Raw genomic sequence first — 10,152 nt, forward strand, 5'->3', positions numbered from 1 at the left:
TAACTGCCGAAGAGACAAACAAGACCAGATGCGCCCTAACTTCCGGCGCGCCCCGCCTCACTAACCTCAAGATTTCTACCAAAACCGCGTCGCCGCCGCTCCGGTGAGGGGCGTTCTATGCCTACTCGCAAAGAGTCGCAAGAGGTTTTTTCATAAAACTGATAAAATTCTGAAACTTCTCGGGGGATTGCCGAAAATACCCGCAGCCATAGGTCAATTGTCCTGCCAGACTTTACGATATCTTCAATATTTGCTGGGATTTTGTTCAAAAATTGCGTGTCGCCCCGACTCAACTGGGCGACACGTCAGAATCAAATCCACTAGCCTCGGTTCTCCAGGATCGAACAGAAGTTCGCGACGCCTGAGCCACCCATATTAAAGACCATGCCAAGCTCTGCATTCGACAATTGCATATCACCTGCCTTGCCAGCCAACTGCTGGGCCGCCAGCACATGCATCGACACACCGGTTGCGCCCACGGGATGTCCTTTTGCCTTCAGGCCTCCGGATACGTTCACCGGAAGCTTGCCATCGGCAAACACATGACCTTCGTTGATCGCGCGCGCGCCCTGTCCTTTTGGCGCCAGCCCCATGGCTTCGTAGATCAGAAGCTCTGCTATCGTGAAGCAGTCATGGACTTCGGCAAAGTTGATGTCCTCTAGAGAAACTCCGGCAGAAGACAAAGAATTATGAATCGCTTTGGCTGGACCTTCGAACGCCAAAACATCTCGCCGAGACATTGGCAGATAGTCGTTGATCTGTGTTGCCGCACGGAACCCGATATTGTGCGCCATGTCGTCAGCAACATCGTCTGCTGCCAGAATAATGGCCGCTGCGCCATCAGAGATGAGCGAGCAATCGGTCATGCGCAGGGGTGCTGCGATAATCGGGTTTCTGTCAGACACTGTATTGCAGGCTTCGAACCCAACATCTTTACGCAGATGCGCCAAGGGGTTGTTCATCGCATTTGCATGGTTCTTTGCGGCAATCTTAGCCAGTGTCGCAGACTGGTCGCCGTATTCCTGAAAATAGGCCTGGGCGAAACGGGCAAAGATCTGCGGGAACGACGTGCCCGCTTCTTCTTTGTTATAGGACGCGCTCGCCAAAGCTTCGGTCACGCCCTGCGTCGTTTGTGAGGTCATTTTCTCGGCCCCGATCACCAGAGCGACCTTGGCCTGGCCGGCCTGAATCGCAGCGCGCGCAGAATACAGCGCCGCGGCGCCAGATGCGCAGGCGTTTTCGACGCGCGTCGCAGGTGTGAAACGCAATGCTTCGTCAGCATGAAGCGCCAGCGACGATGCAAACCCGTCAGGCACCAAACCGGCATTGAAGTTCCCAAGCCAGATGCCATCGATATCCGCATAATCGACCCCAGCATGCGCAACGGCCTCTTTTGTGACATCGACAATCATGTCCTCCAGTGAGGACTCTTCCAGTCGTCCAAATTTGGTGTGACCCCACCCTACAATACGCGCGTCCATAGCTTACCTCCGTGTTCGCCGTCAGCGTAACTTTTTGATCGCGTTTCACAAGCATCCCGACGTCGCGTCCATTAGGTCGCTACGCGACGTTCCAAATGGGCCAAGTGGGGAATTCCGCCACAAATTCTCCATGACTTCATACTGGTTTTGGCCCAATCCATGCTGTAGGCCAAAGCCCACAGGCAAGTTTTCTTAAGAGTGAACCAACGATGAAGAACAAAGTCACAAAGGCGATTTTCCCGGTTGCGGGATTGGGCACGCGGTTTTTGCCCGCCACCAAGTCTGTGCCGAAAGAGATTATGACGCTGGTGGACCGTCCGCTGGTTCAATATGCGATCGACGAAGCACGGGCCGCTGGGATCGAAGACTTTATCTTTGTGACCTCGCGCGGCAAGGATGCGCTGGAAGATTACTTTGACCGCTCGCCCAATCTGGAAGCCGAGCTGGAAGCCAAAGGAAAGAAAGAGCTGCTTTCGATCCTTGAGGGCACCAATATGGAGTCTGGCCAGATTGCCTATCTGCGTCAGCACAAAGCCCTTGGGCTTGGACACGCAGTATGGTGCGCGCGGCGACTGATCGGCAACGAACCGGTTGCCGTCATGTTGCCTGATGACGTGATCGCGGCCGAAAAGCCCTGCCTGCAACAAATGGTCGAGGCCTATGCTGATATCGGCGGCAACATGGTTGCTGCGATGGAAGTTCCCTGCGAGCAAACATCATCGTTCGGTATACTGGACGTCGACAAAGACGCGAAGGGCCCAGTGTTGCCCGTCAATTCCATGGTCGAGAAACCGGCCAAGGGCACAGAGCCGTCAAATCTTGCTGTCATTGGCCGTTATATTCTGGCGCCTGAAATCATGGATCAGTTGGGCAATGTGGGCAAAGGCGCAGGCGGCGAGATCCAATTGACCGACGCCATCGCAGCAGAAATCGCAAGCCCGCGCCCGGTCACTGGCTTCTGTTTTGAAGGCACACGGTTTGATTGCGGCTCAAAAGCGGGCTTTTTGCAGGCCACTGTCTCTTTTGCTTTGAACCGTCCGGATCTTAAGGACGATCTGGCGGCCTATATCAAAGACATCGCACCTGGCTTGTAAGGCGCAGGCACGGGGGCCCCGCCCTGATCAGGCCTGCAGATTTTTCAGCACACTTTCAATACGCGGCACGTCCTCTGGGTTGTTCAACTCCCAGAATACGCGCCCTTTGCCGTCCACTTCGACGCAACGCACTTTGGTGTCGTTGAACAGGAACCGCAGCTGCTCTAGCCCTTCAAGCGTTTCCAGCTGGCTGACGGGCCAGGATGAATAGGCCCTAAGCGCCTCTGGCCGATAGGCGTACACGCCGACGTGGTGATACACCGGAATGTTCTGATCCGGCACCTTGTCCGCATCGATAAAGGGCAGCACCTCTTTCGAGAAATACAGCGCATGGCCTTTTGTGTTGAATACGGCCGTTGTGCCACCGACGCGGCCAGCTTTGCGATCCTCGATGAAATGCCCATAGGTCAGCGCATCGCATTGCAACACAGGCGTCGCCACCTGAGCTTCTGGATCTGTCTTCATTGCGTCGATCAGATCTTCGACAAACCACGCGGGCGTCAAAGGGGCGTCCCCTTGCAGATTGACGATCAGATCAGCGTCCAATCCACCCTTTGCCAAGGCATCCGCGCACCGCGCTGTGCCGTTCTCACACTCTTCTGACGTCATAATGACCTGCGCGCCAAAGGCCTCGGATGCGGCCTTGATACGCGCATCATCCGTCGCAACATAAACCGCATCAACCCCTGCTACCCCGATGGCCGCTTCCCAGCTCATCTGGATCAGGGATTTCTTGGACCCGTCTTTTTGGGTCAGCTCAACCAACGGCTTGCCCGGATAACGTGTAGACGCGTAGCGCGCGGGGATCAGAATGACTGTCTTCATTTTCTACCTCTTAGGCGACGCCTGCGCGTAGCAAATCATGGACATGCAGAATGCCAACTGGCGCGCCATCTGAATCAACCACGGGCAACGCCGTGATCTTGCGCTCGTTCACAATCGCGAGCGCTTTGGCAGCCAGCATGTCAGGCTCGATCCGGGTCGGGTCGGTATTGGCAATGTCGCGCGCCGATTTACCCAGCAAACTGTCCATGTTGCGCCGCAAATCGCCGTCGGTGATCACACCCTCAAGCTTGCCGTTAGCCACCACAAAAGCCACACCGAAGCCACCCGACGTCATGGTCAGCAATACCTCGGACATGGGATCCTGAGGCGCGACCACCGGCAGGCTGTCCTGCCCATGCATCAGATCGGCCACCCGGCTCATCTGACTGCCAAGTTTGCCGCCGGGGTGGAAAACCTGAAACTGATCCGCATCAAAGCCGCGCTTTTCCATAACGGCCACAGACAACGCATCGCCCAGCGCCAACGTCAGAGTCGTCGATGTCGTCGGCGCTTTCCCGATGGCGCAGACCTCAGGTGCCTTTGGCAAAGCCAGCTTATAATCCGCAGCCTGCATCAGAACGCTGTCCGGATTTGAAGAGATCGCAATCAAAGGGATGTTGAACCGACGCGTATAAAGTGTGATATCGCGCAATTCTGCGGTTTCGCCTGAGTTGGAAATCAGAATGCAGATGTCGTGCGACGTGACCATGCCCAGATCGCCGTGGCTGGCTTCGGATCCATGCACAAAATAAGACGGCGTTCCGGTACTGGCCAAAGTCGCTGCAATCTTGCGGCCAATATGGCCGGATTTGCCGACACCAGACACAACCACGCGCCCGTCCATGCCCAAAATGCGCTCTACCGCTGGTGCGAAGTCTTTGGGCAAATCGTCGGCCATTTGATAAAGCGCATCCGCCTCTTTCTGAAGCGCGCGTTTGGCAATGCCCTCGATCGAGCCGGTCTTTGGATCAGACATATGTATTCTGGACGGAACATCCCGCCCACCTTTTTAATTCGTGACACCCTATTGGCATGAAAAGCAGACACTTTCCTAGAGTGGAATTTGAGGGTCAAAACCGCGGTGCGCCTATCGGCACTTAGTCCTGCACCAGGTTCAGCATCGCGACTTTGCAGATGTGCAGGCGCCGCTTCATGTGCTCAAACGAGTCGGTTTCGAACTTTGCGTGCTTGCCGGTGCTATACAGAAAATCCGCCAGATCTTTGTGCGTCAGGCCTGGATCAACTGGCGTGACATCCTGCCGTTCAAACATCTGAACGAACATCTCCAGCCACGCGAGTTTGCCTTTGTGGATTTCCTCTGCCGCAATGTGGTGCAGACCCTCCCAAAGGTCCGCCAGATCGGGATGATCTTCGACCATCTGATACCAGCGCAGTGGGCCAAATTTATGAAAAATCTCAATACGTTCTTCAAGAGTTGACGCAACTTCCCAGGCGGCTCTGACCTCTGCGATCGACCGCTCTGTTTCGACCCTGACAGCCGCCCGAAGGATATCGTTTTTGGTGGCAAACGCATTATAGACCGTCTGGCGCGCAACCCCAGCCGCCTCGGCAATATCGCTCATCGTGGTCTTCGAAACACCGTATTTCGCAAAGACAGATTGCGCGGCGTCAAGAATGCTTAACTCTCTCTCGTTCATAATGCGGGTTTGACATCTCTTGCGAAATCCGTCAATTTACAAATATACAATTTATGTCCAATTTCCAACGGACGCCGATCGCCAGCATAAAAAGAGGCTAGCATGAAATTCACGATTAACGGGAAAGCCCAAGAGGTTGATGTCGAAGACGACATGCCGCTGCTTTGGGTCCTTCGCGACGAACTTGGTTTAACGGGTACAAAATACGGATGCGGCGTTGCGCAATGTGGCGCCTGCACCGTGCATATGGACGGCCTCGCGGTGCGCAGCTGTCAGGTCACGGCGGCCACTGCTGCGGACTCGGACATTGTTACCATCGAAGGTCTGGGCACGCCTGACTCACTCCATGCCGTGCAAGAAGCCTGGGTTGAACATCAGGTGGCGCAATGCGGCTATTGTCAGTCTGGCCAAATCATGCAGGCCGCGTCCTTGCTGGATATGAACGATGCCCCCTCTGACGAGGAAATCGACGTGGTCATGGGCGGCAACCTGTGTCGCTGTGGCACCTATCCCCGCATCCGCGCCGCTGTTCACAGCGCCGCGGCAAAAATCCGGGAGGCATAGATATGGGTCGTCTACGTACCATCACACGCCGCAGCTTTCTGGTTGGATCCGTGGCCGTCGGCGGCGCGGTTGCTTTTGGCACCTACCGCGCTGTGGCCCCCTTTGATAACCCGAATGAAGAAACCCTAGCGGACGGCGCTGCCACGTTTAACCCATGGGTCGTCATCGATTCAGACAAGATCACATTGATCGCCACTCATGCGGACAAAGGTCAGGGCGTGCAATCTGCGCAGGCCTCACTGATTGCCGAGGAACTCGATGTCGAACTGGATCAGGTCGAGATCAGCTTTGGCATCCCGGGCCCGGCCTATGCAAACGGCGGTATGGGCGACGCGATGGCCGGTATTCCGCTTTATGAATACAACGCCTCGGTGGAACGGACCCGCGGCTTTGTGAACGGCGCCCTGCGCGCGGTGCTGCCAATGATGGCAACCGGCGGATCCTCCGCAATGCCCGATGTGTTTCTTAAACTGCGCGACGCTGGCGCGACGGCTCGCGAAACCCTCAAACTTGCGGCATCGCAGGTCTCGGGCGTTCCAGTCGACCAACTCAAGACGGCCAAAGGCGCCGTCATCCTGCCTGACGGATCAGAGCTGACCTATACCTCGCTTGCGGGCGCTGCAGCCGAGGTAGAACCCGTGCGTTTCGTGGAACTGCGACAGCCGTCGGATTGGCGCATTCTTGGCAAATCTCACGGCCGGACCGATATGCTTCCAAAGTGCACAGGCACGCTGGACTACGGCATTGATTTCAACATCGAGAACATGGTGCACGCCACCGTGCGCACCAACCCGAACAAGGGTGCACCGATGAAGTCTTTTGATGCGGCGGACGCCCTTCAAATGCGAGGCGTGCAAGACATCTTTGAAATCACCAATGGCATCGCCGTGGTGGCCGACAACACGTGGCGCGCGATCAAAGCCGCGAACGCCGTCTCCATTGACTGGGAAAAGCCGACCTACCCGCTTGAGCAGGCCGAGCACTGGGCAATACTGGAAAACGCTATCGGCAAAGAAGAGCACCTCAATGCCGAGGCCCGCGAAGTCGGCGATGTGACAACCGCCGAAGGCACAGAGGTGACCGCGGACTATCGTTCGCCCTATGTCGCGCATGCGCCACTTGAGCCTCTGACAGCAACGATCCTTGTCAGCGAAGATCGTGTGGACATCTGGACCGGACACCAAATCCAGATGATGGTGGAAACCTTTGTGGCAGAAATCACCGGCGTCGATGTCGAGAACGTGCATCTGCACAACCTGTTCATCGGCGGCAGCTTTGGGCACCGGCTCGAGTTTGACTATGTGCGTCAGGCCGCAGAGATCGCGACAAAGCTGAAAGGCACACCGGTTAAGCTGACCTATTCTCGCGAAGAGGACTTCCTGCAGGATTTCCCCCGCCACATCACCATAGGCCGCGGAATTGGCAAGCATAAAGACGGCAAAGTGACGTCGATGAATGTCGACATCTGCGGCGCGTCTGTGATGGCCTCTCAGATGAGCCGGATGGGGATCAACCTGCCCATGCCAGACACGCAACTGCACGAAGGCGCGTGGGATTACCCCATGCTGAACCTGCAGAATAACCGCGTGCGCTCGTTCCGCGTCGACAACCTTGCACCCACCTCTTCGTGGCGCTCGGTTGGGGCGGCTCCGAATGTGTTCATCTATGACACCATGCTCGACGAAACCATCCACGCAGCCGGGGCCGACCCGATGATGGAACGCATCCGTCTGATGGGGCATGGCCAATCGGTCAAAGTGCTCGAGGCCGCCGCCGACATGTGTTCCTGGAACGGGCATAAAGTCGGGCCAAACACGGGGCGTGGCGTTGCCTATGGCTTCAGCTTTGGCGTACCGGTTGTAACCGTGGTTCAAGTCACCAACACGCCCGCCGGCATAAAACTGGACGAAGTCTGGGTGGCCGCCGATGTGGGCGTGGTCATTGACCCCAACAACCTCGACAACATGGCGACCGGAGGCACCGTTTTCGGATTGGGTCACGCGATCAATTGCGAAATCACCTATGCAAACGGCGTGGCGCAGCAAGAAAACTACTACGACCACGAGGCGATGCGCATCTGGCAATGCCCCCCGATTCACTTCAAGGCGCTCGAGAATCTGGAAAAGGTCCGCGGCTTTGGCGAACCACCGGTTCCACCCGCGGCACCGGCGCTCGGCAACGCCATTTTCGCAGCAACAGGCAAACGCCTGCGCGAAATGCCGTTCAACAAATTCGTCGATTTCGTGTGAGGCCCGCTATGAGATTTCCAGTTATCACAAGCCTTGCCCTTGCGCTTGGCCTCGCCACACATGCGGTCGCCGAGGGTGAAAGCGGCGCGCATGTCACTATCGATCCGCCCGCTACGGTCTCGCGCGCAGATGGGTTGGCAGCCTGGGACCGCGTCTATGAAGTCGCGTCGCATCCGCGCTGTTCGAACTGTCACACAGGTGCCAGCGACCGGCCCATGTGGTCTGGGCCGTCCTATGGCAAGACCCGCGTGCACGGGATGAACATCCGCGCTGGCGAAAGCCGGATCGGAGCGGAATTCCTGCTGTGCTCGACCTGTCACGCCTATAACCAAGGCGCAAATGACGGACCACACATGGCGCCTCAGGTGGCCACGAACTGGCAACTGGCTCCGGTCGAAGCCGACTGGTTCGGCAAATCTTCCGACGAGATCTGCGCGCAGCTGCGTGACCCGAGCCTGAACGGAGACCGCGACTATCTGGCCTTGGCAAGCCATCTGGATCACGACCTGATCCTGCATTGGGCCTGGAGCCCGGGCGGAGGACGCGAGCCTGCGCCCTATAGCCTGCAAGAACACGTAGACGATATTCTGGCCTGGGGCGTCGCTGGCTACCCCTGCCACAGCGACAACTAAGAGGGTGGCACAATGATTGATGCAAAAGGTCCATTTCGCATAGGCGCGCTCTTTGTCGGCCTAAGTGGGATCCTCCACATTCTTGCACCGCTTGTCAGCAGTTTTGCGTCTGGCGCGCTCATTCTGGTGCCTGCGGGTCTGTTTTATCTCGTGCTGGCCTACGGGCTGCTACAGGGATGGCGCTGGCTGGCCTATCTGGTGTTCCTGATCTTGATGATCGGCAGCGTCATTGCGATCGGCTCTGCCTGGTCCACTGCGATGGTGCCCACTTGGGTCTTCCTGACCATCTTTGTGTTGGACTGGCTGGCTATACTGGCCTTGTTCGCAGCCTTGTGGCGGTCGCGCCCGGCCGTCGCGTAACAAACGCAGACCTTCATTATTAACAAACGCGGGCCTCTTAACGGAGCCCGCGTTTTTTGTATCCTGAGCAGAAACAACAATGCGCAGATTTGTCACACTTTCAGGTCTGCGGACGACTTCTTTGGCCGATCACGGGGATTTTAGTAGAGTCTCCCCCTCCCCTTAAGGAATCTTAACGGCAGTTTGGGCCCTAGTTTGAAGGCTATTGTAAGAATGTTTAATCGCCGAACCTTTATGATCTCCAGCGCCGCGCTGTTCTCAGCGCCGATCGCGCCCCCGGTTATGGCTGCGCCTGTCACGCGTAAATCCATGTGGAATACATGGGACGCACAGGTGACTCCCGCGAATTTTGATCCCTACAAAACCAACCCTTGGGATCTGCACGCACGCTTTCTACCACAGAAAGTCCGCATCAATGATGGGCTGACCCCCGGCGACATCCACGTCGATGCGGTCGCCCGGTATCTGTATCACATCGGCGATGACGGCACCGCAATGCGATATGGCGTGGCGATTGCCCGAGGCGATCTTTACGCGCCCGGGATCTATACGATCCGCCGCAAAGCCAAATGGCCGGTTTGGACCCCAACCGCCGCCATGATCAAACGCGAACCGCATAAATACAAACAGCACGCAGGCGGCATGGATGGCGGCCCCGCCAACCCGCTGGGCTCCCGCGCGCTTTATCTCTATCGTGGCAAACGCGACACCTATTTGCGGATCCACGGAACCCCGACTCCACGGTCCATCGGGCTGCGGGCAAGCTCTGGCTGTGTGCGGATGGTGATGGCCCACATCAACCATCTCTACGAAAGCGTAGACCTCGGCGTGCGGGCACATTTCTATTCGCCAGATCCGACGATCACAGCGCGCAGCTAAACCGCGCAATCCGGTTCTGAAACGCATCAAACGGCCTAGGGTTAAACCTCAGGCCGTTTTTTATTGTTTCGTCGAAAAAATCAGCGCTAGCTTTGCGCGCGGGTACAGATTGGATTGCCCTGCGGCGTGCGCACCGGCAGATACGTCGTCTCGATCGGGCCGCGATAGCGGTAGACAAAACATCCCGTGACGGGATCGACCCGCACTTGGCTCAGATCCTGACCCGGCGCGGCCAGGTCAACAAGCTCCTGCGACGCAGGTCGCGCACTGTTAGAGCTGGCAAAATCGTCGCCATCCGTACATGCGCCCAAAACAATCAAACACAACGAAGGTATCGCCCATTTCTGGATCATTGGGGTCATCCTCAAAAAATCACGCCTGCCACCAAGGCCAAACCCTATGGATTTTCC

11 protein-coding genes are annotated in these 10,152 nt (G+C 56.9%); 6 read left to right on the forward strand and 5 right to left on the reverse strand.

Translation table 11 applies throughout. The features are described from left to right. Positions 1 to 320: 320 nt before the first annotated feature. Positions 321 to 1,481: an acetyl-CoA acetyltransferase gene (locus tag ACEQWH_RS09800; RefSeq protein WP_370230237.1), complete on the reverse strand. Its 1,161-nt coding sequence runs from the start codon at positions 1,479 to 1,481 to the stop codon at positions 321 to 323. Between the two features lie 209 nt (positions 1,482 to 1,690). Between ACEQWH_RS09800 and ACEQWH_RS09805 the strand changes: the two genes are divergently transcribed. Next, positions 1,691 to 2,575 carry a UTP--glucose-1-phosphate uridylyltransferase gene (locus ACEQWH_RS09805; RefSeq protein ID WP_370230239.1) on the forward strand — a complete coding sequence of 295 codons (885 nt, stop codon included), beginning with the start codon at positions 1,691 to 1,693 and terminating at the stop codon, positions 2,573 to 2,575. Between the two features lie 27 nt (positions 2,576 to 2,602). Here the strand turns inward: ACEQWH_RS09805 and ACEQWH_RS09810 are convergent, their stop codons facing one another. From ACEQWH_RS09810 to ACEQWH_RS09820, 3 genes are all read right to left on the reverse strand, one after another. After that, entirely contained in the window at positions 2,603 to 3,400 is a 798-nt protein-coding gene (locus ACEQWH_RS09810; protein ID WP_370230240.1) for a 3-deoxy-manno-octulosonate cytidylyltransferase, read from the reverse strand. A gap of 10 nt (positions 3,401 to 3,410) precedes the next feature. Continuing rightward, positions 3,411 to 4,376 carry an SIS domain-containing protein gene (locus tag ACEQWH_RS09815; protein ID WP_370230243.1) on the reverse strand — a complete coding sequence of 322 codons (966 nt, stop codon included), beginning with the start codon at positions 4,374 to 4,376 and terminating at the stop codon, positions 3,411 to 3,413. A 121-nt stretch (positions 4,377 to 4,497) separates the two neighbouring features. Continuing rightward, positions 4,498 to 5,058, reverse strand: a complete 561-nt coding sequence (locus ACEQWH_RS09820) for a TetR/AcrR family transcriptional regulator (RefSeq protein WP_370230245.1) — start codon at positions 5,056 to 5,058, stop codon at positions 4,498 to 4,500. Between the two features lie 102 nt (positions 5,059 to 5,160). On the opposite strand from ACEQWH_RS09820, the gene ACEQWH_RS09825 reads away from it, so the two are divergent. The 5 genes from ACEQWH_RS09825 (at position 5,161) to ACEQWH_RS09845 (ending at position 9,742) form a co-directional block, all read left to right on the forward strand. Further along, positions 5,161 to 5,622, forward strand: coding sequence for a (2Fe-2S)-binding protein (locus ACEQWH_RS09825; protein WP_370230246.1), 462 nt, complete (start codon positions 5,161 to 5,163; stop codon positions 5,620 to 5,622). 2 nt (positions 5,623 to 5,624) lie between these two features. Further along, a complete protein-coding gene (locus tag ACEQWH_RS09830) occupies positions 5,625 to 7,871 on the forward strand; it encodes a molybdopterin cofactor-binding domain-containing protein (RefSeq protein ID WP_370230248.1) in 2,247 nt (748 codons plus the stop codon). Between the two features lie 8 nt (positions 7,872 to 7,879). Beyond that, positions 7,880 to 8,503 carry a hypothetical protein gene (locus ACEQWH_RS09835; RefSeq protein WP_370230250.1) on the forward strand — a complete coding sequence of 208 codons (624 nt, stop codon included), beginning with the start codon at positions 7,880 to 7,882 and terminating at the stop codon, positions 8,501 to 8,503. A 12-nt stretch (positions 8,504 to 8,515) separates the two neighbouring features. Continuing rightward, the gene (locus ACEQWH_RS09840; RefSeq protein WP_370230252.1) at positions 8,516 to 8,863 is read left to right on the forward strand and encodes a hypothetical protein; all 348 of its coding nucleotides are present in this window, start codon (positions 8,516 to 8,518) and stop codon (positions 8,861 to 8,863) included. 213 nt (positions 8,864 to 9,076) lie between these two features. Continuing rightward, positions 9,077 to 9,742, forward strand: a complete 666-nt coding sequence (locus ACEQWH_RS09845) for a L,D-transpeptidase (RefSeq protein WP_370230254.1) — start codon at positions 9,077 to 9,079, stop codon at positions 9,740 to 9,742. Positions 9,743 to 9,828: 86 nt separating this feature from the next. Here ACEQWH_RS09845 and ACEQWH_RS09850 read toward each other — a convergent pair whose 3' ends face one another. Then, positions 9,829 to 10,095, reverse strand: coding sequence for a hypothetical protein (locus ACEQWH_RS09850; protein ID WP_370230255.1), 267 nt, complete (start codon positions 10,093 to 10,095; stop codon positions 9,829 to 9,831). Between the last annotated feature and the right edge of the window lie 57 nt (positions 10,096 to 10,152).

It is taken from the genome of Cognatishimia sp., from assembly GCF_964229375.1.
Classification (GTDB): domain Bacteria; phylum Pseudomonadota; class Alphaproteobacteria; order Rhodobacterales; family Rhodobacteraceae; genus Cognatishimia.

Excerpts from the sequence above, each read along its gene's own strand:
- ACEQWH_RS09825 (WP_370230246.1), top strand. The coding sequence starts at position 5,161 with ATGAAATTCACGATTAACGGGAAAGCCCAAGAGGTTGATGTCGAAGAC.
- ACEQWH_RS09810 (WP_370230240.1), bottom strand. The coding sequence starts at position 3,400 with ATGAAGACAGTCATTCTGATCCCCGCGCGCTACGCGTCTACACGTTAT.
- ACEQWH_RS09805 (WP_370230239.1), top strand. The coding sequence starts at position 1,691 with ATGAAGAACAAAGTCACAAAGGCGATTTTCCCGGTTGCGGGATTGGGC.
- ACEQWH_RS09845 (WP_370230254.1), top strand. The coding sequence starts at position 9,077 with ATGTTTAATCGCCGAACCTTTATGATCTCCAGCGCCGCGCTGTTCTCA.
- ACEQWH_RS09850 (WP_370230255.1), bottom strand. The coding sequence starts at position 10,095 with ATGATCCAGAAATGGGCGATACCTTCGTTGTGTTTGATTGTTTTGGGC.
- ACEQWH_RS09830 (WP_370230248.1), top strand. The coding sequence starts at position 5,625 with ATGGGTCGTCTACGTACCATCACACGCCGCAGCTTTCTGGTTGGATCC.
- ACEQWH_RS09835 (WP_370230250.1), top strand. The coding sequence starts at position 7,880 with ATGAGATTTCCAGTTATCACAAGCCTTGCCCTTGCGCTTGGCCTCGCC.
- ACEQWH_RS09815 (WP_370230243.1), bottom strand. The coding sequence starts at position 4,376 with ATGTCTGATCCAAAGACCGGCTCGATCGAGGGCATTGCCAAACGCGCG.
- ACEQWH_RS09800 (WP_370230237.1), bottom strand. The coding sequence starts at position 1,481 with ATGGACGCGCGTATTGTAGGGTGGGGTCACACCAAATTTGGACGACTG.
- ACEQWH_RS09820 (WP_370230245.1), bottom strand. The coding sequence starts at position 5,058 with ATGAACGAGAGAGAGTTAAGCATTCTTGACGCCGCGCAATCTGTCTTT.
- ACEQWH_RS09840 (WP_370230252.1), top strand. The coding sequence starts at position 8,516 with ATGATTGATGCAAAAGGTCCATTTCGCATAGGCGCGCTCTTTGTCGGC.